Annotated in this window: 18 protein-coding genes and 5 tRNA genes; 17 read left to right on the forward strand and 6 right to left on the reverse strand. The window is 70.4% G+C overall.

Annotated elements, in window-relative coordinates; all coding sequences use genetic code 11:
- Nucleotides 1-64: 64 nt before the first annotated feature.
- The 3 genes from FFS25_RS01795 to bcp form a co-directional block, all read right to left on the reverse strand.
- On the reverse strand, nt 65-1687 hold the full coding sequence (locus FFS25_RS01795) for an ABC transporter substrate-binding protein (RefSeq protein ID WP_249933721.1): 1623 nt from the start codon (nt 1685-1687) through the stop codon (nt 65-67).
- Nucleotides 1688-1762: 75 nt separating this feature from the next.
- Nucleotides 1763-1842 (reverse strand) — tRNA-Leu (locus tag FFS25_RS01800).
- A gap of 67 nt (nt 1843-1909) precedes the next feature.
- Complete coding sequence (gene bcp / locus FFS25_RS01805; protein WP_006215181.1) at nt 1910-2383, reverse strand: thioredoxin-dependent thiol peroxidase; 474 nt, start codon at nt 2381-2383, stop codon at nt 1910-1912.
- Between the two features lie 124 nt (nt 2384-2507).
- Between bcp and FFS25_RS01810 the strand changes: the two genes are divergently transcribed.
- Nucleotides 2508-3032, forward strand: a complete 525-nt coding sequence (locus FFS25_RS01810; protein WP_137801712.1) for a MarR family winged helix-turn-helix transcriptional regulator — start codon at nt 2508-2510, stop codon at nt 3030-3032.
- Nucleotides 3033-3146: 114 nt separating this feature from the next.
- On the opposite strand, the gene FFS25_RS01815 is transcribed toward FFS25_RS01810, so the two are convergent.
- Nucleotides 3147-3219: transfer RNA gene (locus FFS25_RS01815), tRNA-Lys, on the reverse strand.
- A 618-nt stretch (nt 3220-3837) separates the two neighbouring features.
- Between FFS25_RS01815 and FFS25_RS01820 the strand changes: the two genes are divergently transcribed.
- The 3 genes from FFS25_RS01820 to ilvC all read left to right on the forward strand — a co-directional run bounded on the left by FFS25_RS01820 (nt 3838) and on the right by ilvC (nt 7370).
- On the forward strand, nt 3838-5715 hold the full coding sequence (locus tag FFS25_RS01820) for an acetolactate synthase large subunit (protein ID WP_137801713.1): 1878 nt from the start codon (nt 3838-3840) through the stop codon (nt 5713-5715).
- Nucleotides 5708-6226 (forward strand): acetolactate synthase small subunit, encoded by a 519-nt coding sequence (gene ilvN / locus FFS25_RS01825; protein WP_024290754.1) that lies wholly within the window; start codon nt 5708-5710, stop codon nt 6224-6226. Before FFS25_RS01820 ends, ilvN begins: the two co-directional genes overlap by 8 nt.
- A gap of 103 nt (nt 6227-6329) precedes the next feature.
- Nucleotides 6330-7370 (forward strand): ketol-acid reductoisomerase, encoded by a 1041-nt coding sequence (ilvC, locus tag FFS25_RS01830; protein ID WP_488175961.1) that lies wholly within the window; start codon nt 6330-6332, stop codon nt 7368-7370.
- A 78-nt stretch (nt 7371-7448) separates the two neighbouring features.
- On the opposite strand, the gene FFS25_RS01835 is transcribed toward ilvC, so the two are convergent.
- On the reverse strand, nt 7449-8120 hold the full coding sequence (locus FFS25_RS01835; protein ID WP_006215175.1) for an AIM24 family protein: 672 nt from the start codon (nt 8118-8120) through the stop codon (nt 7449-7451).
- 156 nt (nt 8121-8276) lie between these two features.
- On the opposite strand from FFS25_RS01835, the gene metG reads away from it, so the two are divergent.
- The 10 genes from metG to FFS25_RS01885 all read left to right on the forward strand — a co-directional run bounded on the left by metG (nt 8277) and on the right by FFS25_RS01885 (nt 18907).
- Nucleotides 8277-9884 carry a methionine--tRNA ligase gene (metG, locus tag FFS25_RS01840; RefSeq protein ID WP_249933722.1) on the forward strand — a complete coding sequence of 536 codons (1608 nt, stop codon included), beginning with the start codon at nt 8277-8279 and terminating at the stop codon, nt 9882-9884.
- 97 nt (nt 9885-9981) lie between these two features.
- Nucleotides 9982-11061: a 3-isopropylmalate dehydrogenase gene (locus tag FFS25_RS01845; protein ID WP_137801715.1), complete on the forward strand. Its 1080-nt coding sequence runs from the start codon at nt 9982-9984 to the stop codon at nt 11059-11061.
- Nucleotides 11062-11159: 98 nt separating this feature from the next.
- Nucleotides 11160-12257 (forward strand): branched-chain amino acid aminotransferase, encoded by a 1098-nt coding sequence (locus FFS25_RS01850; RefSeq protein WP_058871241.1) that lies wholly within the window; start codon nt 11160-11162, stop codon nt 12255-12257.
- Nucleotides 12258-12348: 91 nt separating this feature from the next.
- Nucleotides 12349-13125: a fumarylacetoacetate hydrolase family protein gene (locus FFS25_RS01855; protein WP_024290749.1), complete on the forward strand. Its 777-nt coding sequence runs from the start codon at nt 12349-12351 to the stop codon at nt 13123-13125.
- Between the two features lie 45 nt (nt 13126-13170).
- A complete protein-coding gene (gene gltX / locus FFS25_RS01860; RefSeq protein ID WP_249933723.1) occupies nt 13171-14709 on the forward strand; it encodes a glutamate--tRNA ligase in 1539 nt (512 codons plus the stop codon).
- 126 nt (nt 14710-14835) lie between these two features.
- Nucleotides 14836-14907 (forward strand) — tRNA-Gln (locus FFS25_RS01865).
- Nucleotide 14908: 1 nt separating this feature from the next.
- Nucleotides 14909-14981 (forward strand) — tRNA-Glu (locus FFS25_RS01870).
- 124 nt (nt 14982-15105) lie between these two features.
- Nucleotides 15106-15178: transfer RNA gene (locus FFS25_RS01875), tRNA-Glu, on the forward strand.
- A gap of 286 nt (nt 15179-15464) precedes the next feature.
- The gene (locus FFS25_RS01880; protein WP_137801716.1) at nt 15465-17222 is read left to right on the forward strand and encodes a dynamin family protein; all 1758 of its coding nucleotides are present in this window, start codon (nt 15465-15467) and stop codon (nt 17220-17222) included.
- Nucleotides 17219-18907 carry a GTPase gene (locus tag FFS25_RS01885; RefSeq protein WP_137801717.1) on the forward strand — a complete coding sequence of 563 codons (1689 nt, stop codon included), beginning with the start codon at nt 17219-17221 and terminating at the stop codon, nt 18905-18907. The genes FFS25_RS01880 and FFS25_RS01885 overlap by 4 nt, the downstream gene beginning before the upstream one ends.
- A gap of 33 nt (nt 18908-18940) precedes the next feature.
- Here FFS25_RS01885 and FFS25_RS01890 read toward each other — a convergent pair whose 3' ends face one another.
- Nucleotides 18941-19714, reverse strand: coding sequence for an IclR family transcriptional regulator (locus tag FFS25_RS01890; protein WP_231861232.1), 774 nt, complete (start codon nt 19712-19714; stop codon nt 18941-18943).
- 161 nt (nt 19715-19875) lie between these two features.
- Here FFS25_RS01890 and leuC point away from each other — a divergent pair, with 161 nt between their 5' ends.
- The 3 genes from leuC (at nt 19876) to murA (ending at nt 23463) form a co-directional block, all read left to right on the forward strand.
- Nucleotides 19876-21312: a 3-isopropylmalate dehydratase large subunit gene (gene leuC, locus FFS25_RS01895; RefSeq protein WP_137801718.1), complete on the forward strand. Its 1437-nt coding sequence runs from the start codon at nt 19876-19878 to the stop codon at nt 21310-21312.
- A 74-nt stretch (nt 21313-21386) separates the two neighbouring features.
- A complete protein-coding gene (gene leuD, locus FFS25_RS01900) occupies nt 21387-21986 on the forward strand; it encodes a 3-isopropylmalate dehydratase small subunit (protein WP_137801719.1) in 600 nt (199 codons plus the stop codon).
- A 157-nt stretch (nt 21987-22143) separates the two neighbouring features.
- Complete coding sequence (gene murA / locus FFS25_RS01905) at nt 22144-23463, forward strand: UDP-N-acetylglucosamine 1-carboxyvinyltransferase (RefSeq protein WP_137801720.1); 1320 nt, start codon at nt 22144-22146, stop codon at nt 23461-23463.
- Nucleotides 23464-23470 lie beyond the last annotated feature (7 nt).

The following is a 23470-nucleotide window of genomic DNA, read 5'->3' on the forward strand; positions in this document are numbered from 1 at the left end:
TGGACCCGGGCCTCCGCGCGCGTGGTCGCCTCCCAGGCTACTCCGTCGTGGGCCGTGCCTGCGGTCACGACTGGGTGAGCTCGACCTCGCGGAAGGGCTCGAAGCCCGTGGAGGACAGGGGGAAGGACGCCGTGCGCTGATTCACGGCCACGGCAGTGATGGGGAAGGCCAGGGGCAGCGCGGCGCGGTGCTGGGCGACCTGGTCGCCGACTCTGCTGTAGAGCTCCTGGCGCTGCTCGCCGTCCGGGACCCCCGCGGCCTCCTCGATGAGCTCGTGGAGGCTCTCGGATCGCAGGTCGAGCTCCGGGGTGGTCGCGGAGAAGAGCACGGCCGTGAAGAAGTCCTGATCGCGCAGCCCGCCGCTGAGGCCGCTGAGGAAGAGGTCGTGATCGGCGGAGCGGGTGCGCAGGCTCTGCGCGTAGGTGCTCCAGGGCAGCGGCACCGGCTCGATCTCGAACCCGCAGCGCACCAGCTGCTCCGAGATGTCGGCGTAGAGCCGCTCCGGCTCCAGCGCCCAGGAGCGGGAGGCTCCGGTGGGGTAGGCGAAGCGCAGGGGCGTGCCGTCGTAGCCGGCGTCCTCGAGGGCCCGGCGCGCGTCCTGCGGGTTGTAGTCGGGGTATCCGGAGGTGCCGTCGGGGATGTTGAAGCGGGCTGGCATGAAGTCCTGGGCCACCCCGGTGCCCTCGGGGTAGTGCTCGCGCACCAGCGCCTGCCGATCGATCGCGGACATCACCGCGCCGCGGACCTCGAGGGAGTCCAGCCACTTCGACGAGGTGTGGATGCCCAGGTAGGACAGGGCATAGGGGTCGCGCTGCAGGACCTGGACTCCGTCGCGGGCCAGCGGCGCGAAGTCCGAGAGCCCGACCAGGTCGTAGCCGTCCACGCGTCCGGTCTCCAGGGCGATGTAGCGCATGCGGGGGTCGAGGATCGCCACGAACGACAGGCGGCCGATGGCTCCAGTGCCGTTCCAGTGCTCGGGGAAGGACTCGAGCTCGATGGGATCGTCCGGGAGCTGACCTGCGCCCGGGTCGAGTCCGCGCACCACGCGGAACGGCCCAGTGCCCACGGGTGCGGTGCCGACGGTGTCGTCGTCGATCGAGGCGCTCGAGGCGATCCCGAAGGCCGGGTGCGTCAGGCACGTGACGAGGGCGGGGAAGCGGCGGGTCAGCAGCAGGCGGAAGGTGTGCTCGTCGACCGCCTCGCAGCCGTCGTAGAGGCTTCCCTGGGGGGTGCCGCGGCGGAAGATCGCATCGAACAGGCTGTGCCGCCCGGTCGCGGTGTCTCGCACGGAGGCCGCCGCCCAGCGCTCGAAGTTGCGGCAGACGCTCTGGGCGGTGAGCTTCTCGCCGTCGTGGAAGACGACGTCGCGACGCAGAGCGAAGTCGAGGGTGCGTCCGTCGTCGGAGGCAGCCCAGCTCACCGCGAGCGCAGGCACGGCCTCGCCGGTCAGGGAATCCGGGGCCACGAGGCCGTCGAGCACCTGGCGGGCCACGCGATTGGTCTCCACATTGTCCGTGAGCGTGGGGTCCAGCGTGGGGGCCGTGGCCGCATTGGCGAACACGTACGGCCGCTGCGATGCGCTCTGCTCCTCGGAGGCGGAGTCGGCTTCCGATCCCCGGGAGCAGCCGGCCAGCGCCAGGGCGGAGGCGCCGAGCAGCAGCGCTCGGCGGGTCGGCTGAGCGCTCACGATTCCTCCTGGGGCTGGTCTCGGTCGGGGACGGCGGTGCGGGAGCGCGGGCGATGAGCAGGCGCGCTGCGGGAGTGCGCGAGGCGGGACTCGAACCCGCACGCCGGAGCACAGGAACCTAAATCCTGCGTGTCTGCCAGTTCCACCACTCGCGCTCGCCCCGCACTGCGGGGGCCGCCCGATCATACCGTCGACGGAGCCGACGACGCCGGCCGCATCGCCTCAGTCCTCCAGGCCGAGGTCCCGGCGCAGCTTGGCCACGTGGCCCTTGGCGCGCACGTTGTACTGGGCGAGCTCGACGACGCCGTCGGCGTCGACGACGATCGTGGAGCGGATCAATCCCTCGTACACCTTGCCGTAGTTCTTCTTCTCGCCCCAGGCGCCCCAGCGCTCGGCGACCTCGTGATCGGGGTCCGAGAGCAGGGGGAAGCCGAGCGACTCCTTCTGCGCGAAGCGCTCGAGAGCGGCGGGGGCATCGGGGGAGATGCCCAGGACCTCGAAGCCGTCGGCGCGGAAGCGCTCCAGGCGGTCCTGGAAGTCGCAGGCCTGGGTGGTGCAGCCGGGGGTGGAGGCCTTCGGGTAGAAGTAGACGATGACCCGACTGCCGCGCAGCCCGGACAGGGTGACCTCCTCGCCTGCGGCATCGGTGAGGGTGAAGTCAGGGGCCTGCTCTCCGGGGGTCAGTCGCTGGGACATGTTCGGACTCCTTCGTCGCTGTCGGGTGCTGCTGACATGGTCGCAGATCGGCCTGATCCGGCAGTCGGGGCCGAACCCATGCGGCAGTGAGGATTGCTTCCCTCGTCATGGTTACAATCGTGTCATGTCCGAGAACTCCGAGTGGTCGACCAATCGCCTCCTGTCCACGGCGGCCCGGCTCGTCGAGCACTCGTGGAACGAGCGGCTGGCGGCCCTGGGCGTGACCCACGCCGGGTACATGGCGCTGGACGTGCTCCACGAGCACGGCACGCTGAGCCAGGCCCGGCTCGCCCAGGAGGTCCGGGTCCAGGCGCAGACCATGGGCAAGACCCTGCACCGGCTGGAGAGCCACGGGCACATCAGCCGCAGCCCCAATCTCAAGGATCGGCGCAGCCACCTGGTCTCGATCACCGAGGCGGGTCGGAACGTCCTGAACGAGGCCTCGCGCCTGGAGGGCGAGCTGATCGACGACGGCACCCTGAGCGACGAGCAGCTGCGCCGCAGCCTGGCGCACATCATCTCCACTCTCGGCGCCTCCCGCTGGAAGTTCGATGTCGATGCCCAGGGCGCGGTGTACGAGGTCTCCGAGGACCAGGGTGAGCGCCCTGCCGAGTCTGCTCCAGCGGCGGGGGGGTCGGAGGCGGTCTGAGGCCGCGGCGCCCGGCCGGCTCTGCGCCCCGGCGAGCGCGGCATGCGGCGTTCATGACGGTGTTCATGCATAAGGGCCCGACTCCAGCTGCAGACGGGCCCTTTGCCTTTCCTGTGCGCCCCCTCGGACTCGAACCGAGAACCCGCTGATTAAGAGTCAGCTGCTCTGCCAATTGAGCTAGAGGCGCGGGATGCGATCTGGGGGAGCGGAACGCTGCCGCTTCCTTCGATCTGCGCCGCAAGACGTTACCACAGGGCGGACTCGGACTCGCTGGGCCTCCAGGAGAGGTGCGGGGAATCCGTTTCGCGAAGCTGTGCTCCGTCGAACGACGAGGAAAGAATGTACCGGAGGTTCCCGGCGCTGTCCACTTGGTGCTCCCGGACGTGGTCTGTCTCACTATGCGGGACGGTCGTTCCGAGGATTGACACGCCCTTGCGGGGCATCGGAGCATGGCCGACATGCAGTGGATCACAGCGCGCCGTCACTCGGTCATCCTGACCGGGCTGGTCGTCCCAGTCGGGCGACCGGTCTGACGCGCGCTGAGCATCCCGCGAGCTGAAGGCCCCGTCGCCCGTCCGCACCAGGATGGATCGGGGCCTTCGCTCGTTCAGCCCGCCCGCACGATCGCCTTGGCACCCGGGGCGCCGGCGAGCGGCCGCTTCCGGAGGATGGCGAGATGCCCGAGACCTCCCGGTGCCGTCGTGCGCCAGGGGGCCGCGGGAGGCCTTCGGATCGGGGACAATGTCTGCAACGGCCGCTGGGCCGAGGACCGCAGCGCCGAGGATTCGGCACGAAGGACGATGACATGAGCAGTGGAACAGAGATCAGCCCCGCGCTGATGGCCAGTCGGCGCACGGGTGCGGGGCACCAGAAGGCGGCCTCCGACTCGGGCGTCGTCATGCCGCGGGTCATGGGGCCGAACCCCACGATCGCCCCGGAGGAGACCACCGGGTCGGGGGCGGTCATCAAGTCCCTGCAGGCCCTGGGCGTCACGGACGTCTTCGGCCTGCCGGGCGGGGCCATCCTGCCCACCTACGACCCCCTGATGGACGCCGAGGGCATCAATCACATCCTGGTCCGCCACGAGCAGGGCGCCGGGCACGCAGCCGAGGGCTACGCCATGGCCTCCGGGCGCGTGGGCGTGTGCATCGCGACCTCCGGCCCGGGTGCCACCAACCTGGTCACCGCCCTGGCCGATGCCAACATGGACTCGATCCCCATGGTCGCGATCACCGGTCAGGTCGCCTCGAGCCTGATCGGCTCGGACGCCTTCCAGGAGGCGGACATCGTGGGCATGACCATGCCGGTCACCAAGCACTCCTACCTCGTGACCGACGCCGACGAGATCCCTCGCATCATGGCCGAGGCCTTCCACCTCGCCTCGACCGGCCGTCCCGGCCCCGTGCTGGTGGACATCGCCAAGGATGCCCAGGTCGCGTCCACGACCTTCTCCTGGCCGCCCACCCTGGACCTGGTCGGCTACCGCCCGATCGCCCGGGGCCACGCCAAGCAGATCCGCGAGGCCGCGCGCCTGATCCGCGAGGCCCGTCGTCCGGTGATCTACGCCGGCGGCGGCACGATCAAGGCGGAGGCCTCCGAGCAGCTGGCCGAGCTGGCCGAGCTCACGGGCGCCCCGGTCGTCACGACCCTCACCGCCCGCGGCGTCTTCCCGGACTCCCACCCCCAGAACCTGGGCATGCCGGGCATGCATGGCACGGTGCCGGCCGTCTACGCCATGCAGCAGGCGGACCTGCTGATCGCCCTGGGCGCTCGGTTCGACGACCGCGTGACCGGTGTCCTCGCCTCCTTCGCCCCGAACGCCAAGGTCATCCATGCGGACGTCGACCCCGCGGAGATCTCCAAGAACCGCGTCGCCGACGTCCCGATCGTGGGCGATCTGGCCACGGTGATCCCGGATCTCTCCGAGGCGCTGCGCTCCGGCACGCAGCAGCTGCCGGACCTCGCCGACTGGTGGAAGGTCCTCGACGGCGTGCGCGAGACCTACCCGCTCGGCTGGACCCCGACCGAGGACGGCCATCTCAGCCCGCAGCTCGTGATCCAGAAGATCTCGGAGCTCAGCGGACCGGAGTCGGTCTACGCCGCGGGCGTGGGCCAGCACCAGATGTGGTCCTCGCAGTTCATCCGCCACGAGCGGCCGCGCCAGTGGCTGAACTCCGCCGGACTGGGCACCATGGGCTTCGCCGTGCCCGCGGCCATGGGCGCCAAGGTCGCCGAGCCCGAGCGCACGGTGTGGGCCATCGACGGCGACGGCTGCTTCCAGATGACCAACCAGGAGCTGGCCACGTGCACGCTCAACGGGATCAACATCAAGGTCGCGGTCATCAACAACAGCTCGCTGGGCATGGTGCGGCAGTGGCAGACCCTGTTCTACGACGGCCGCTACTCGAACACCCACCTGAACACGGGCCATGACTCCCGGCGGGTCCCCGACTTCCTCAAGCTCGGCGAGGCCTACGGCTGCGCCGTCTTCCGCTGCGAGCGGGAGGAGGACGTCGAGGAGACCATCCGCGCGGCCATGGAGGTGAACGACCGCCCGGTCGTCATCGACTTCGTGGTCTCCGCCGACGCCATGGTGTGGCCCATGGTGCCCTCCGGCGTGGCGAACGACCTGATCCAGATCGCCCAGAACATGACGCCAGATTGGAACCAGGACGATGCCTGAGCAGTCCCGACACACCCTCTCGGTCCTCGTGGAGGACAAGCCGGGCGTCCTGACCCGTGTGGCCGCACTGTTCGCCCGGCGCGCGTTCAACATCGACCAGCTCGCCGTGGGCGGCACGGACCAGGAGGGGCTCTCCCGCATCACGGTCGTCGTGAACGCGGACCCGCACTCCCTCGAGCAGGTCACCAAGCAGCTGAACAAGCTGGTGAACGTGATCAAGATCGTGGAGCTCGCCCCGGAGGCCTCGGTCTCCCGGGAGCACGTCATGATCAAGGTCCGGGCGGATGCGGCAACGCGGCTGCAGGTCACCCAGGCCGCCGACCTCTTCCGCGCCTCGATCATCGACGTCTCCCCGGACTCGGTCGTCATCGAGGCCACCGGCTCCTCGAACAAGCTCGAAGCGCTGCTCGAGGTCCTCCAGCCCTTCGGAATCCGCGAGATCGCCCGTGCCGGTACGCTGGCGCTCGGTCGCGGATCGAAGTCCATCACCGACCGCGCGCTGCGCCACTGATGCGGCCCCGCCCCGGGCCGTCGAGCACGGAACGGGGCATCGTCGCAGGCGCAGCGCCGGCACCGAAACGCCCGCACCCGCTGCGGGTCACCCACCCAAGGAGATGCACACGAACATGGCAGCAGAGATCTTCTACGAGGATGACGCCGACCTCTCGATCATCCAGGGCCGCAAGGTCGCGGTCATCGGCTACGGCTCCCAGGGCCACGCCCACGCGCTGAACCTGCGCGACTCGGGCGTCGACGTCCGCATCGGCCTGGCCGAGGGCTCCCGCTCGCGCGCCAAGGCCGAGGCCGAGGGCCTGCGCGTCCTGACGGTGGCCGAGGCCGCCGCCGAGGCCGACGTCATCATGATCCTGACCCCGGATCAGGTCCAGCGCACCGTGTACGCCGAGTCGATCCAGCCGAACCTCGCCGACGGCGACGCGATCTTCTTCGCGCATGGCTTCAACATCCGCTTCGGCTACATCGAGGCCCCGCAGGGCGTCGACGTCGCCATGGTCGCGCCCAAGGGCCCGGGCCACACCGTGCGCCGCGAGTTCGAGGCCGGGCGCGGCGTGCCGGACCTGGTCGCCGTGGAGGTCGACGCCTCCGGCAAGGCGCTGGAGCTCGCCCTGTCCTACGCGAAGGCCATCGGCGGCGCTCGCGCCGGCGTGATCAAGACGACCTTCACCGAGGAGACCGAGTCGGATCTGTTCGGCGAGCAGGCCGTGCTGTGCGGAGGCATGTCCCAGCTGGTCCAGTACGGCTTCGAGACGCTGACCGAGGCCGGCTACCAGCCGGAGATCGCGTACTTCGAGGTCCTGCACGAGCTCAAGCTGATCGTCGACCTCATGGTCGAGGGCGGCATCTCCAAGCAGCGCTGGTCGATCTCGGACACCGCCGAGTACGGCGACTACGTCTCCGGGCCGCGCGTGATCGATCCGTCGGTCAAGGAGAACATGAAGGCCGTGCTCGCCGACATCCAGGACGGCACCTTCGCCCGCCGGTTCATCGAGGACCAGGACAACGGCGCCCAGGAGTTCCAGCAGCTGCGCGAGAAGGGCCAGGGCCACAAGATCGAGTCCGTCGGCCGCGAGCTGCGCAAGCTGTTCGTCTGGTCGGACTCGGACGCCGACTACAACGAGGGCTCCGCCGCTCGCTGATCCGCGCAGCACCTCATCACGACGGCGGCCTCCCCTTCCATCAGGAGGGGAGGCCGCCGTCGCGCTGTGCGCAGCCGATCAGCTGCCGGTGGTGATCACCGGAACGCCCTCGGAGGGCTGGACGACGACGAAGCCGGGGCCGTGGAAGGCCAGCTGGAAGGCCTCCCCGGAGCCGCCGCGGAACATGCCCGAGAAGTTGAAGTCGTTCTTGATGGACGGCGCCAGGTTGGTGGACCAGCACACCGCGGCCTGGGGATCCACGAAGGTGGGCTGCGTCGAGGCATCCAGGACCATGGGCTCGCCGTCGCAGCACACGGCGATGAAGCCGTGACCGGACAGCTCGAGGTTGAACAGGCCGCCGGCCATGAAGCCCGCGCCCTGGATGCGCTTGATGTCCCAGTTCAGGGAGCCGTCGAAGGCCAGCAGGGAGTCGGAGTCGACCGTGATGGCCTCGCCCTCGAGCTGGATCAGGAAGATGTTGCGCGCCTGGCGCGCGAAGAAGACCTCGCCCTGGCCGGAGACGCGCATCATGGCCCCGCCCTCGCTGGTCATGGCCTTCTTGAGGAACTTGCCCAGGGAGCCGGAGCCCTCGTGGGTGAAGGTCATCTGCCCCTGATAGGCCACCATGGCGCCCTTGGTGGCGATGATGTCCTGGGACATGTTGACCCGGAGCATCTTGGAGGACTGCAGGGCCCACTGGTCCTGCGTCTCGCGCTCCATGTGATCCGGGGCGAACAGTTCGCTGCGCATCGCGTGCCTTTCGTGCTGGGAGACGCCCGACGGTCGCGGGCAGGATCAGCGTCTCACATGAAATTGCTTAAGTGAATACTTGACGGGATCGTGGCCGCTCCGTGTCGGGGCGGGCACGGCGCCGGCGGTGGGGCGGGCGCGGTCGTCGCCGCTACGATGGTTCGCGTGACTTCTGAGCAGACTGCCGACGTGAGCGCCGAGACCCCCGAGCCCGAGACCGTGACCAGCGCGCGACCGGCGTTCTACCTCACGACCGCCATCTCGTACCCCAACGGGGCGCCGCACATCGGGCACGCCTACGAGGCCATCGCCGCGGATGTCCTGGCCCGGTTCAAGCGCCTGGACGGCTATGACGTCCGCTTCCTGACCGGCACCGACGAGCACGGCCAGAAGATGCAGCAGACCGCCGACCGCGAGGGCATCGCGCCCAAGCAGCTCGCCGATCGCAACGCGGCCGCGTTCCGGTCCATGGACGACATGCTCCAGGTCTCCTACGACCGCTTCATCCGCACCACGGATGCGGATCACTACGAGGCCTCGCAGGAGATCTGGCGGCGCATGGAGGCCAACGGGGACATCTACCTGGACTCGTACTCGGGGTGGTACTCGGTGCGCGACGAGGCCTACTACGCCGAGGACGAGACCGAGGTCGTCGACGGCGTGCGCCTGTCCAAGGGCACTGGCACGGAGCTGACCTGGACCGAGGAGTCCTCCTACTTCTTCCGGCTCTCCGCCTATCAGGACCGTCTGCTGGCCCTCTACGAGGACGGGCTGGTGGGCCCGCAGTCGCGCAGCAACGAGGTCGCCGAATTCGTGCGCGGCGGACTGCGCGACCTGTCGATCTCGCGGACCACCTTCGACTGGGGCGTCCCCGTGCCCGGGGACCCGGATCACGTCATGTACGTGTGGGTGGACGCCCTGACCAACTACCTGACGGGTGTGGGCTACCCGGATGTCGACGGCGAGCTCTTCCAGAAGTTCTGGCCGGCGGACGTGCACATCATCGGCAAGGACATCATCCGCTTCCACTCGGTCTACTGGCCGGCCTTCCTGATGTCGGCCGGACTGCCGGTCCCGCGGAAGGTCTTCGGGCACGGCTTCCTGTTCAACCAGGGCGAGAAGATGTCCAAGTCCGTGGGTAACGTGATCGACCCGCAGTCGCTGGTCAGCGCCTACGGCCTCGACGCCCTGCGCTTCTTCCTCATGCGCGAGGTCCCCTTCGGACAGGACGGCTCGTACTCGCACGAGGCGATCGTCTCGCGCATCGATTCGGACCTGTCGAATGACCTCGGCAACCTGGCTCAGCGCTCGCTGTCCATGGTGGCCAAGAACCTCGAGGGCCGCGCCCCGCAGCCGGGCGAACTCACGGCCGAGGACCGCCAGATCCTCGACGACGCCCACGCCCTGCTGCCGCAGGTCCGCGAGGCCTTCGACGCGCTCCAGTTCCATCGCGGTCTGGAGCAGATCTGGAAGGTCGTCGCGCAGTGCAACCGCTACTTCAGCTCGCAGGAGCCGTGGGTGCTGCGCAAGACCAATCCCGAGCGCATGGCCACGGTGCTGTGGTCCACGCTCGAGGTCGTGCGCACGGTCGCGGTGCTGGTCCAGCCCGTCATGCCCGGATCGGCCGCACGCCTGCTCGACGCGCTCGGGCAGGAAGCGCAGGACCGCGAGTTCACCGCGCTGTCGCGCGAGCTCGTGCCCGGCACACCGCTGCCCAAGCCCACGCCGGTCTTCCCGCGCTACGAGGAGCCCTCGAAGGATTGAGCGCCCTGCCTGCCCGCAACGTGGACGTTCGTCTCACATCATGAGATGACATCGCGGGCCGGGGACGGCGGGCCCGCGCCGTCGTATCGTGAGGGGCATGACCGCGCAGAACACCGCCACCGCCTCGTCCGCCTCCCACCGCATCGCCGTGATCCCCGGGGACGGGATCGGCCCGGAGGTCGTCGCCCAGACGCAGAAGGTGCTGGCGGCGGTGTGCGCCCCGGCAGGGATCGAGCTGCAGGAGACCAGCTTCCCGCTGGGCGCCGAGCACTGGCTGGCCACGGGGGAGACCCTGCCGGATGAGACGCTCGAGCAGCTGCGCGGCTATGACGCCATCCTCTTCGGCGCTGTGGGCGCGGCTCCTGGCGACAAGCGGATCCCGTCGGGGATCATCGAGCGCGAGATGCTGCTGAAGATGCGCTTCAGCCTGGACCACTACATCAACCTGCGCCCGTCGGAGCTGTTCCCCGGCGCGGTCTCTCCGCTGAGCGACCCCGGGAACATCGACTTCGTCGTGGTCCGGGAGGGCACCGAGGGCCCGTACACCGGCAACGGCGGTGCGCTGCGCGAGGGCACAGATCAGGAGATCGCCACGGAGGTCTCGATCAACACCGCCCACGGCGTGCAGCGACTGGTGCGCTACGCCTTCGAGCTGGCGGCCGAGCGGCCTCGGCACAAGCTGACGCTCGTGCACAAGCACAACGTCCTGGTCCACTCCGGGCGCCTCTACCAGCGCACGGTGGATGCGATCGCCCAGGAGTTCCCGACGGTCGAGGTCGACTACATGCACATCGACGCCGCGACCATCCACATGACCGTGGATCCGGCCCGATTCGACGTCATCGTCACGGACAACCTCTTCGGCGACATCATCACCGACCTCGCCGGCGCCGTCTCCGGCGGCATCGGCCTGGCTCCCTGCGGCAACATCAATGCCGCTCGCACCGCGCCGTCCATGTTCGAGCCCGTCCACGGCTCGGCCCCGGATATCGCCGGACAGGGCATCGCCGACCCCACCGCCTCGATCCTGGCGGGGGCCATGATGCTGGATCACCTGGGACACCCCCAGCAGGCCCAGCAGATCCGCGACGCCGTGCGACGCGACTTGGAGGCCTCCGGCTCGCAGCGCCGCAGCACCGAGCAGATCGGCGACGCGGTCGTCGCCGCCCTGGCCTGATCAGGCCAGGGCTCCCGCACCACCAGCACACAGGCTCTCCGGCTCCCGAGCCGGGCGCAGGCCGCGCGCGCAGCCGCGGCAGAATCGACGGAACCGACATGAGCATCGACTTCCAGCGCACCCCGAACCCGAATCCGGCCACCGCGCAGCAGCGCGAGGAGATCCTGGCCGCGCCCGGCTTCGGGCAGCACTTCACCGATCACATGGTCACGATCGAGTGGACCGGCGACGTCGAGTCGGGCGAGGGCTCGTGGGGCACCCCGCACCTGCAGCCCTACGGGCCGCTCCAGCTCGACCCGGCGGCGGCCGTGCTGCACTACGGGCAGGAGATCTTCGAGGGGCTGAAGGCCTACCGGCACGACGACGGCTCTGTGTGGACGTTCCGCCCCGAGTCCAACGCGAGCCGGCTGCGCCGCTCCGCCCAGCGGCTGGTCATGCCCGAGCTGCCGGAGGAGCTGTTCCTGGCCTCCCTGCGCGAGCTCGTGAGCGCCGATCAGGACTGGGTGCCCTCGGGGGACGGGCAATCGCTGTACCTGCGCCCGTTCATGATCGCCACGGAGTCCTACCTGGGGGTCCGGCCCGCGCGCCGCTACCTGTTCTGCGTGATCGCCTCTCCGGCGGGCTCCTACTTCGGCACGGTCGACACCGTCGACATCTGGCTGTCCCAGGACTACGCCCGCGCGGGCGTGGGCGGGACCGGCGCGGCCAAGTGCGGCGGCAACTACGCAGCCTCGCTGATCGCCCAGATGGAGGGCGAGGCCCACGGCTGCGCCCAGGTGCTGTTCACCGATCCGAACCGCGACCACGCGGTCGAGGAGCTCGGCGGCATGAACGTGTTCTTCGTCTTCGACGACGACCGCCTGGTGACCCCCGAGCTGACCGGGACCATCCTGGAGGGGGTGACCCGCTCGTCGATCATCGAGCTGGCCGAGGCGCGCGGGATGACGGTCGAGCAGCGACGATTCACGCTCGACGAGTGGCGCGAGGGCGTGCGCAGCGGGCACCTCACGGAGGTCTTCGCCTGCGGCACCGCTGCGGTCATCTCCCCGGTCGGTCGGCTGATCTCGCCCCAGGAGGCCATCGGCCCGGACGACGCCCGGCCCGGAGAGGTCACCATGGCCCTGCGCGAGCAGCTGCTCGGCATCCAGACCGGCGCTGTGGAGGACACCCGCGGCTGGACGTCCCGGCTGGCCTGAGCCGACGCCGGCCGCAGCGCCCCGGAAGCCCCCGCGAGAGCGGGCGGTCCTGGGGTGCTGCCACGTCGGGGGCGGGGCTTAGGCTGAGAGCATGCGCATCAGCCGATTCACCGTCGAGAACGAGATCCACTACGGCGTCGTCCAGGGCGAGGGGGAGGACCAGGTCGTGGTCCCCATCGCCGGCGACCCCTTCTACAACGGCATCCAGCCGATCGAGGGAGCGTCGTGGAAGGCGCAGGACGTCCGCCTGCTGGCTCCCGTGATCCCGCGCTCCAAGATCGTGTGCGTGGGGCGCAACTACGCCGACCACGCCGCGGAGATGGGCAACGAGCTGCCCACCAGCCCCATGCTGTTCTTCAAGCCGAACACCTCCGTGGTGGGCCCCGGCGACCCCGTCACGCTGCCGTCGTGGACCGAGCGCGTGTCCTACGAGGCCGAGCTGGCCGTGGTCATCGGCCGGATCTGCAAGGACGTCCCGGCGGAGAAGGCCGATGAGGTCATCTTCGGCTACACCGCCGCCAACGACCTCACCGCCCGCGACGCCCAGGAGACCGACGGCCAGTGGGCCCGCGCCAAGGGCTTCGACGGCTCGTGCCCGCTGGGCCCGTGGATCGAGACCGAGCTGGACCCCTCGGACCTGCGCATCGCCTCGCGCGTGGACGGGCAGACCAAGCAGGACTCCTCGACCGCCCAGATGGTCTTCTCGGTCGCCGAGATCATCGCCTACGCCTCCGCGGCGTTCACGCTGCTGCCCGGCGACGTCATCCTCACCGGAACCCCGGCGGGCGTGGGCCAGGTGGATGAGGGGGATCGGATCGAGGTCGAGGTCGAGGGCATCGGCACCCTGGCCACCGTGCTGCGCCGCTGACCCGGGGCTGAGCCAGGCGGGGTCGGCGCCTAGACTGGGGTCATCATGACTGACGCATCCACGGACGCCCTCCAGGGCGAAGCACAGATCACCCCCAGCGCAGCCGCGACCGGCTCGGACATCCGCGTCCGGTTCTGCCCGTCGCCCACAGGAACCCCGCATGTGGGCCTGGTGCGCACCGCCCTGTTCAACTGGGCGTGGGCCCGGCACACCGGCGGCAAGCTGATCTTCCGCATCGAGGACACCGACGCCAGCCGCGACTCGCAGGAGTCCCTGGACCAGCTCGTCGAGGCCCTGCAGTGGCTGGGCATCGACTGGGACGAGGGCTACGGCGTGGGCGGGCCCCACGAGCCGTACCGCCAGTCCCAGCGCGGCGAGCTGTACCAGGACGTGATCGCCAAGCTGAAGGACGCCGGGGCGATCTACGAGTCCTTCTCCACTCCGGAGGAGGTCGAGGCCCGCCACCGGGAGGCCGGGCGCGACCCCAAGCTCGGCTACGACGGCTTCGACCGCGATCTCACCGACGAGCAGATCGCAGCCTTCCGCGCCGAGGGCCGCGAGCCCGTGCTGCGCCTGCGCATGCCGGACGAGGACATCACCTTCACCGACCTGGTCCGCGGCGAGATCACCTTCGGCGCCGGCTCCGTGCCGGACTTCGTGGTGGTGCGCGCCAACGCCCAGCCGCTGTACACCCTGGTCAACCCGGTCGACGACGCCCTCATGGGCATCACCCACGTGCTGCGCGGAGAGGATCTGCTCTCGTCGACCCCGCGCCAGATCGCGCTGTACGACGCCCTGGTGCGCGTGGGCGTCGCCGAGCGGATCCCCGAGTTCGGCCACCTCCCCTACGTGATGGGAGAGGGCAACAAGAAGCTGTCGAAGCGCGATCCGGAGTCCAACCTCTTCCTTCACCGCGACGCCGGCTTCATCCCGGAGGGGCTGCTGAACTACCTGGGGCTGCTGGGCTGGTCGCTGTCCGCGGATGAGGACGTGTTCACCACGCAGCAGTTCATCGAGGCCTTCGACATCCACGACGTCCTGGCCAATCCCGCGCGCTTCGACGTCAAGAAGGCCACGGCGATCAATGCGGATCACATCCGCATGCTGGAGCCGCAGGACTTCCGCGACCGCCTGGTGCCGTACCTGCAGGCCGGGGGAGTGCTCGGCGAGACCCTGACGCAGCGCCAGGAGCAGATCCTGGACGAGGCCGCTCCGCTCGTGCAGACCCGCATGGACCTGCTGGGCGAGTCGGTCGCCCTGCTGGGCTTCCTGTTCGTCGACGACGCCGAGCTCGTCCATGACGAGACCGCCGTGTCCAAGCTCAAGGAGTCGGCGCCGCAGGTGCTGGCCGCGGCCCGCACGGCGCTGGCCGATCTGGACGACTTCACGGCCGAGCCGATCGAGACTGCCCTGCGCGAGGCGATCGTGGACGGGCTGGAGATCAAGCCGCGGCTGGCCTTCGGCCCGGTGCGAGTGGCCGTCTCCGGGCGCCAGGTCTCGCCGCCGCTGTTCGAGTCGCTGGAGATCCTGGGGAAGGACGCGGCGCTGGCACGCATCGACGCACTGGCCGCTCGACTGGGCTGAGATCGCCCGAGGCCCGGCCGTCGGATGGATTTGCTGAGGCGGTCGGCCTTGGGTATAGTTTCAGCCTGTTGCGCGCAGGAATGCGAGGCGGACCGAGAGGTTCACGTCGAGGACTTGCGCTGACAGTGGGGTATGGTGTAATCGGCAACACTACGGTTTCTGGTACCGTCATTCTAGGTTCGAGTCCTGGTACCCCAGCGGCCCCATCGTATAGCGGCCTAGTACTCCGCCCTCTCACGGCGGCAACACCGGTTCGAATCCGGTTGGGGTCACTTCCGCTGACAGCTGCGTCGCATCTTCGGGTACGGCGCAGCTGTTCACGAGACCACCGGCGCACGTCGTCGGTCGCACGCCCCGATCCTCGGATCGGGAATCCGCTCGCACTGCGAGCACCTCGGCCCCATCGTATAGCGGCCTAGTACTCCGCCCTCTCACGGCGGCAACACCGGTTCGAATCCGGTTGGGGTCACACCGAGGCGAAGCCCCGGACCATCTGGTCCGGGGCTTCTTCCATGTCTGCGTCGCGCTCTCGCGCGCCGGGACTCCGGGTCCATCCTGCACACGCCTTCCTGTCCACGGACCGCTGACGCCGCTGCGGGCTCCTGAACCCGTGCACTGCGGGTGCGTGGCAGATGCGCATCCGATCAGCGCTGATGGGGTGCGCATGTGTCACCAATCGGCTGCCGGCCTGCGCCGGGCGGCTTCGGCGCGGGGCTGAAGCGCTGCCGGGGGAGGGTGCGGCATGATGGTCCACCGTGAGCACCGCCCCAGATCCTTCCGCGAACGGCCGCACCCCCGCCGAGGCCGTCGACGAGCTGCGCACGGTCCTGTCCCAGGTCAGCCTGCCCTTGGACACTTCGGACGCGCGGCCCGGACGCGACGCCGCCCGACGCAGCCTCGACCAGATCGACGACTACGTCCTGCCCCGCGTGCGCCACCTCGACGCCCCGCTGCTGGCGGTCGTGGGCGGCTCGACCGGGGCAGGGAAGTCGACCGTGGTCAATGCCCTGATCGGCCGCCCCGTCACCCGGGCGGGCGTGGTGCGCCCGACGACCCGCCAGCCCATGCTGATCCACCACCCCGACGATGCGGCGGCCTTCGAGGGCACCCGTGTGCTGCCGCACCTGGCTCGCGTGCGAGGCAGGCTGGCGCGCACGGAGGACTCCGGCGGGGAGCTCGGTGCGCCCGAGACCGCAGTAGCGGGGACGAGTCTCGTGCTGCTCGCCGACGAGGGCGCGGATCGCGGCATCGCCCTGCTGGACGCCCCGGACATCGACTCGATCTCTGAAGAGAACCGGAAGCTGGCCGGGCAGCTGCTGGCAGCCGCCGACCTCTGGCTGTTCACCACGACCGCGAACCGCTACGCCGACGCAGCCGCCTGGGACCTGCTCATCGAGGCCGGCCGCCGCCAGATCACCGTCGCCGTGATCCTGGACCGCGTGCCGGCAGGGGCCGCCGAGGAGATCGAGCCGGACCTGCGGCGCATGCTCACGGAGAAGGGCCTGGGGGAGGCGCCGATCTTCGTGATCCCCGAGTCCCCGCTCAACGCCGCCCAGATGCTGCCGGTGGCGGCCGTGGATCCGCTGCGCATGTGGCTCAGCGACCTGGCCGCCGACGCCCAGGCCCGCTCCGAGGTCGCCCGTCGGACGCTCGGAGGTGCGCTCGAGCAGCTGGCTGAGCGCACCGACGACGTCGCCGACGCGGTGGCCGCGCAGAAGGAGGTCGCCGACCAGCTTCGCTCGGACGTCGAGGAGGCCTACCGCCGGGCCCTGGAGGCGATCGACGACGCCACGCGCGACGGCTCCCTGCTGCGCGATGAGGTGCTCTCGCGCTGGCAGGACTACGTGGGCACCGGCGAGTTCTTCCGCTCGCTGGAGGCCAGGATCGGGCGCTGGCGCGATCGAGCCGGAGCGGCACTGCGCGGCAGGCCTGCGCCGGAGGTCCAGGTCGAGCAGGCCCTGGAGACCGGGCTGCAGGCCGTGATCATCGAGGAGCTGGCCAAGGCCGGCGAGCAGTCCCAGCGCCGGTGGCGCGCGGACGCCGCCGGGCGCGGGCTGCTCGGCGGAGATGACCTGGGGCGACTGCCCGACGACGTCCCCGAGCGCTCCGCCGAGGTGATCCGGGCCTGGCAGGGCGAGATCATGACGATGATCCGGAGCGAGGGCGCGGGCAAGCGCACACAGGCTCGGCTGATGTCGATCGGGCTGAACATCGTCACGGTCGGGCTGATGGTGGTCGTGTTCTCCATGTCGGCGGGGCTGACGGGAGCGGAGGTCGGCATCGCCGGAGCCTCCGGAGTGGTGGGCACCAAGCTGCTGGAGGCGGTGTTCGGCGAGGACGCCGTGCGCCGGATGGCCCAGCAGGCACGTGAGGACCTGGAGCGCAGGATGGAGGAGTTCGTGGAGCAGCTCGAGCAGCCGTGGAGGCAGCGCCTGGAGGCGGTCGCCGATCCGGAGCCCGCGCGGCTGAAGGAGGCGGCTGCTGCCGTCCGCGCGGCGGGGGAGGCGCTGTGAGGCTCCCGGGGCGGCGCACCCGCCGCGATCCGCACGCCGATCTGGATCAGCGCCTGAGCGCCCTGCGCGAGGCGGTCGACCTGGGCCGCGGGCGCCTGGACGAGGAGGCGCTGCAGCTCGGCGAGGACGCCCTGGCTCGGGCGGCAGGACGGCGCGCTCTGTCTGCCGAGCACACCGTGGTGGGCTTCTTCGGAGCCACGGGCTCGGGGAAGTCGTCTCTGCTGAACACCCTGCTGGGCCGTCAGGTGGCTCGAGCCGCGGTTCAGAGGCCCACGACCTCGGAGCCGATGGCCGTGCTGGGCGGGCTGCCGGGAGCCGATCCGCTGCTGGACTGGCTGGAGGTCCGCGACCGGCGCGTCCTCGAGGAGCTGGCGGCCGAGCCGTGGTCCCAGGGACCGGCGGGGCTGTGGACGCCCGTGCCCGAGGGGCTGATCCTGCTCGATCTGCCGGACGTGGACTCCGTGGCCCGCGAGCACCGGCAGATCGCCTCGCGTCTTGCGGGAATGGTCGACGTCGTCGTGTGGGTCGTGGACCCCCAGAAGTACGCGGATGCGGTGCTGCACGACCACTTCATCGCTCCGCTGTCGCGCCACGCCTCGTCCACCCTGGTGGTGCTCAACCAGGCCGACCGCCTCCCGACCGGAGAGGTGCCGCGCGTGCTGGAGTCGCTGCGCGAGGTCCTGGCCCAGGACGGGCTGCGCACGGACGGCCGCGCCGCGCCGATCGCAGCCTCGGCGGCCCGTGGCACGGGCATCGGGCAGCTGCGGGAGGCGATCGCCGAGGTCGTCGAGGCCAAGGCCGCCTCCTCGGAGCGCCTGTCCGGGGATGTCGACTCCGCCGCCGAGGCGCTCGAGGCCTCCCACGGCGCGGGCCGGCCCGACGGCGTCACTCCGTTCGCCCGCGAGTCCCTCGTGGACGGCCTGGCGACCGCGGCGCAGGCCGACGGGATCGCCGCTGCGGCCTCCCGCAGCTATGTCCTGCACGCCTCACGGCACACCGGATGGATGCCGGTGCGGTGGCTCGGAGCCTTCCGCAAGGATCCGCTCAAGCGCCTGCACCTGCAGGGGGCTGAGCAGGGTTCCGCAGAGGGGGCCGAACCGTCGCTGCACCGCAGCTCTCTGCCTCCCATGGGCGCCGCCCAGCGCGCCGCAGGAGACACCGCGGTGCGCCGCTTCGCGCAGGAGGCCACCCATGGCGCGTCACCGGCCTGGGAGCGCTCGATCCGCGAGGCGGCCCGATCGCACGACGAGCAGCTGCCCGACGCCCTGGACCAGGCTCTCGCCCGCACGGACCTGCGCCGCGGCGCGCGGTCCTGGTGGTGGGTTCCCATGGGCATCGTGCAGTGGCTGCTGCTGCTCATGGCCGTGGCGGGTCTGCTCTGGCTCACCGGGCTGTTCGCCCTGGACTACCTGCAGATCCCGGTGCCGAGCGCACCCGAGGTCCGGGACACCGGCATCCCGGTGCCCACGCTGCTGGTGGTCACCGGCCTGGTGGCCGGGCTGGTCTTCGGGGTGCTCTCGGCCGCCCTGGCGCGGCTGTCGGCCTCCCGACGACGGGCGCGCGTACGGCGCAGGCTGCGCGAGCAGATCGCCGACGCGGCCCAGACCCATGTGATCGATCCGGTCGAGGCGGAGCTGTCCCGGCAGGAGCGCCTCACCGAGGCGCTGGTGCGCACCAGGGGCTGAGGGCCCAGCGCCGGCAGCCCGCGGACCGTCGGCTCAGAGTCCCGGGCGGATGGCCTGGGTGAGCTGACGCGCCGCCGCCACGACCGTCTCGGCGTGCAGCCGCCCGGGCTGGCGGGTCAGGCGCTCGATCGGTCCCGAGATCGACGCGGCGGCGATGACGCGCCCGGACGGTCCGCGCACCGGAGCGGAGACCGAGGCGATGCCCGCCTCGCGCTCGCCGATGGACTGGGACCAGCCTCGGCGTCGGACCCCGGAGAGCATGGTGGCCGTGAAGCGGGCGCCCTGCAGGCCCTCGAGCAGGCGGCTGTGATCCTCCCAGGCGGTGAGCACCTGGGCAGCCGAGCCCGCCTTCATGGACAGCTGGGTGCCGACCGGGATGGTGTCGCGCAGGCCGATCGGGCGCTCCGAGGAGGCCACGCAGACGCGCCATTCTCCCTGGCGCCTGAAGATCTGCGCGGACTCGCCGGTGGCATCGCGCAGCTGCACCAGCGTGGGGCCTGCCGCGGCGATCAGGCGGTCCTCGCCGGCGGCCGAGGAGAGCTCGACCAGGCGCGGGCCCAGCACGAACCTGCCCTGGACGTCCTTGCCGAGCAGCCGGTGATGCGCCAGGGCGGAGGCCAGCCGGTGGACGGTGGGCCGCGAGTAGCCGGTGGCCGAGACCAGCTGGGCCAGTGAGGCGGGGCCGGCCTCGAGGGCATCGAGGATCCCGGAGGCCTTGTCGATCACCCCGACTCCGCTGGGGGAGAAGGAGGTCTCCGCCTCGGCGGAGGTGCTGCGGAGGGGGTCGGAGGCCCGCGGAGTGTCCATGTTGCGATACTACGTCTCAGGATGCGAGATGTCCTCCCGTAATGTGGCGGAATCCGCGCGGCGGGCCGATCCTGAATGCATGACTCCGGCGGCCGCATGGCCGCCCTCTTCCGCCTCGCCCCGATCGGGCGGGCGCGGAGCTCTTCAGCGGAAGGACCACCATGTCGACTGAGACCCAGTCAGCGCCTCTCACCCTGGCCGAGAAGGTCTGGCAGCAGCACCTCGTGCGCCGCGGCGAGGGCGGGCAGCCGGACCTGCTCTACATCGACCTCCACCTGATCCACGAGGTCACCTCGCCCCAGGCCTTCGAGGGCCTGCGTCTGGCGGATCGGCCGCTGCGGCGCGTGGACCTCACCATCGGCACCGAGGACCACAACACGCCCACCGAGGACATCTTCTCGACGATCGCCGATCAGACCTCCCGCAAGCAGATCGAGGCCCTGCGCTCGAACACCGAGGAGTTCGGCGTCCGGCTGCACCCTCTGGGCGATGACGAGCAGGGCATCGTCCATGTGGTGGGCCCCCAGCTGGGGCTGACCATGCCGGGCATGACCGTCGTGTGCGGCGACTCCCACACCTCCACCCACGGGGCCTTCGGCTCGCTGGCCATGGGCATCGGCACCTCCGAGGTCGAGCACGTCATGGCCACGCAGACCCTGCCGCTGGCACCGTTCAAGACGATGTCCATCCGGATCGACGGCCACCTGCGCCCGGGGGTCTCCTCCAAGGACATCATCCTGGCGGTCATCGCCGAGATCGGCACCGGCGGCGGCCAGGGCTATGTCCTGGAGTACCGCGGCACCGCCATCGAGGAACTGTCGATGGAGGCCCGCATGACGATCTGCAACATGTCGATCGAGGCGGGCGCGCGCGCCGGGATGATCGCCCCGGACGAGACCACGTTCGACTACGTCAAGGGCCGCCCGCACGCCCCCGAGGGCGAGCTGTGGGACCAGGCGGTCGAGCACTGGCGCAGCCTGCGCACGGATGACGACGCCGTCTTCGACGCCGAGGTCGTGATCGATGCCGACACCCTCGAGCCGTTCGTGACCTGGGGGACCAACCCGGGCCAGGGCGTCTCGCTGTCGGGGGAGGTCCCGGATCCCGAGGACTTCACCGACGACAGCGCCAAGGCCGCGGCGCAGCGCGCCCTGACCTACATGGACCTCACTCCCGGCACCCCGCTCAAGGAGGTTCCCGTGGATGTGGTCTTCCTGGGCTCGTGCACGAACTCGCGCATCGAGGACCTGCGCCTGGCGGCCGAGGTCGTCAGGGGCCGCACCAAGGCCCCGAACGTCGAGATGATGGTCGTACCCGGCTCCCAGAAGGTCCGGCTGCAGGCCCAGGAGGAGGGCCTCGATCAGATCTTCAAGGACTTCGGCGCGGACTGGCGCTTCGCCGGCTGCTCCATGTGCCTGGGAATGAACCCGGACCAGCTGGCCCCGGGGCAGCGCTGCGCCTCCACCTCGAACCGCAACTTCGAGGGTCGACAGGGCAAGGGCGGTCGCACGCATCTGGTCTCGCCCGTCGTCGCCGCCGCCACGGCCGTGCGCGGCACGCTCTCGGCCCCGTCCGACCTCGAGCCCGTCTCGGTCTGATCGGGCCCAGCGCCCGCCTCGCACACGTCCAGCACCCGCCCGGGCCGAGCCCGGCAGCACTCCAGGAGGACCCCGTGGAGAAGTTCAGCACCCACACCGGCATCGCAGCGCCGCTGCGCCAGTCGAATGTCGACACCGACCAGATCATCCCCGCCGTCTACCTCAAGCGGATCACCAAGACGGGCTTCGAGGACGCCCTGTTCGCCCAGTGGCGCACCCACGACGACTTCGTGCTCAACCAGGACGCCTACCGCGACGCGAGCATCCTGGTGGCCGGTCCGGACTTCGGCACCGGCTCCTCGCGCGAGCACGCCGTGTGGGCGCTGCGCGACTACGGCTTCAAGGTCGTGATCTCGCCGCGCTTCGCCGATATCTTCCGCGGCAACTCGGGAAAGCAGGGGCTGCTGGCGGCCCAGGTCGAGCAGTCGGACGTGGAGCTGCTGTGGAAGCAGATCGAGGCCGAGCCGGAGGTCCCCACCACGGTGGATCTCCCCGCGCGCACCGTCTCGGTGGGCAGCGTCACCGTGCCGTTCCAGATCGACGACTACACCGCGTGGCGGCTGTCCGAGGGGCTCGACGACATCGGACTGACCCTGCAGCACGAGGATCGGATCCGCGAGTTCGAGGCCCAGCGCCCGGCCTGGCTGCCCACGACCCTCCCCGCTCGGACCTGAGGCCCTCGAGGAGGCGGATCGTGACCTGGGCGGATGAACTGCCCATGAGGGCAGTGCGAACACGCGGGGCCGTCCTCTCGTAGGATGGTCCCTCGAAGCAGCGCGATCGCTGCGCGCATCGAGCAATTGCCGTGGGCTCACGGCAGATCGGGAGACCATGTCCAGCGCACTGACCATCACGGGCGGGGTTCCGCTCCAGGGCACGATCAAGGTCCGGGGTGCCAAGAACCTCGTACCCAAGGCCATGGTGGCCGCGCTGCTGGGCGCCACCCCCTCGACGCTGCGCAACGTCCCGCACATCAAGGACGTCCAGGTCGTCACCGATCTGCTGTCCCTGCACGGAGTGGCGGTCGACAACGACGGCCAGGGCAAGCTGCACCTCGACCCGTCGAACGTGGTCCGGGCCCAGCACGCGGACATCGATGCCCACGCCGGCGACTCCCGCATCCCGATCCTGCTGTGCGGCCCGCTGCTGCACACCCTGGGCGAGGCCTTCATCCCCGACCTGGGCGGCTGCAAGATCGGCGATCGCCCCATCAACTACCACCTCGATGTCCTGCGCCACTTCGGCGCCAAGGTCGAGAAGCTCGACTCCGGCATCCGCATGTCCGCCCCCAACGGGCTGCACGGCGCCAAGGTCGAGCTGCCGTACCCGTCGGTGGGGGCCACCGAGCAGGTGCTGCTCTCCGCCACGCGCGCTCGCGGGCGCACCGAGCTGCGCGGCGCCGCGACCGAGCCCGAGATCATGGACCTGATCGCGATCCTGCAGAAGATGGGCGCCATCATCACGGTGCAGACCGATCGCGTGATCCACATCGAGGGCGTCGAATCGCTGTCCGGCTACAACCACAGCGCCATGTCCGATCGCATCGAGGCGGCCTCCTGGGGCTCGGCCGCGCTGGCCACCGGCGGAGACATCTTCGTCGAGGGCGCCACGCAGGCGGACATGATGACGTTCCTCAACACCTTCCGGAAGGTCGGCGGCGATCTCGACATCCGCGAGGACGGCATCCGCTTCTCCCATCCGGGAACGGCGCTCAAGCCGATCGTCGTGGAGACGGATGTCCACCCCGGCTTCATGACTGACTGGCAGCAGCCGCTCGTCGTGGCGCTGACGCAGGCCGAGGGCGTGTCGATCGTGCACGAGACCGTCTACGAGAACCGCTTCGGCTTCACCCACGCGCTGCAGCGCATGGGAGCCAACATCCAGCTGCACCGCGACTGCCTGGGCTCCACGCCCTGCCGCTTCGGCCAGTCCAACTACGTGCACTCCGCGGTCATCTCCGGACGCACCGAGCTGCGGGCACAGGACATCCACGTCCCGGACCTGCGCGGCGGCTTCTCGCACCTGATCGCGGCCCTGTCCGCCGAGGGCGTCTCCCACGTGACCGGCGTCGAGCTGATCGAGCGCGGCTACGAGCACTTCACCACGAAGCTCGAGGCCCTGGGCGCCACGTTCGACGTCGCGAACAGCTGATCCGCTC

It is taken from the genome of Kocuria sp. 2SI (assembly GCF_005502825.1).
Lineage (GTDB): Bacteria > Actinomycetota > Actinomycetes > Actinomycetales > Micrococcaceae > Kocuria > Kocuria palustris.

Coding starts and splice junctions, on each gene's coding strand:
- bcp (WP_006215181.1), bottom strand. CDS start 2,383: ATGTCCCAGCGACTGACCCCCGGAGAGCAGGCCCCTGACTTCACCCTC.
- FFS25_RS01810 (WP_137801712.1), top strand. CDS start 2,508: ATGTCCGAGAACTCCGAGTGGTCGACCAATCGCCTCCTGTCCACGGCG.
- FFS25_RS01820 (WP_137801713.1), top strand. CDS start 3,838: ATGAGCAGTGGAACAGAGATCAGCCCCGCGCTGATGGCCAGTCGGCGC.
- ilvN (WP_024290754.1), top strand. CDS start 5,708: ATGCCTGAGCAGTCCCGACACACCCTCTCGGTCCTCGTGGAGGACAAG.
- ilvC (WP_488175961.1), top strand. CDS start 6,330: ATGCACACGAACATGGCAGCAGAGATCTTCTACGAGGATGACGCCGAC.
- FFS25_RS01835 (WP_006215175.1), bottom strand. CDS start 8,120: ATGCGCAGCGAACTGTTCGCCCCGGATCACATGGAGCGCGAGACGCAG.
- metG (WP_249933722.1), top strand. CDS start 8,277: ATGGTTCGCGTGACTTCTGAGCAGACTGCCGACGTGAGCGCCGAGACC.
- FFS25_RS01845 (WP_137801715.1), top strand. CDS start 9,982: ATGACCGCGCAGAACACCGCCACCGCCTCGTCCGCCTCCCACCGCATC.
- FFS25_RS01850 (WP_058871241.1), top strand. CDS start 11,160: ATGAGCATCGACTTCCAGCGCACCCCGAACCCGAATCCGGCCACCGCG.
- FFS25_RS01855 (WP_024290749.1), top strand. CDS start 12,349: ATGCGCATCAGCCGATTCACCGTCGAGAACGAGATCCACTACGGCGTC.
- gltX (WP_249933723.1), top strand. CDS start 13,171: ATGACTGACGCATCCACGGACGCCCTCCAGGGCGAAGCACAGATCACC.
- FFS25_RS01890 (WP_231861232.1), bottom strand. CDS start 19,714: ATGGACACTCCGCGGGCCTCCGACCCCCTCCGCAGCACCTCCGCCGAG.
- leuC (WP_137801718.1), top strand. CDS start 19,876: ATGTCGACTGAGACCCAGTCAGCGCCTCTCACCCTGGCCGAGAAGGTC.
- murA (WP_137801720.1), top strand. CDS start 22,144: ATGTCCAGCGCACTGACCATCACGGGCGGGGTTCCGCTCCAGGGCACG.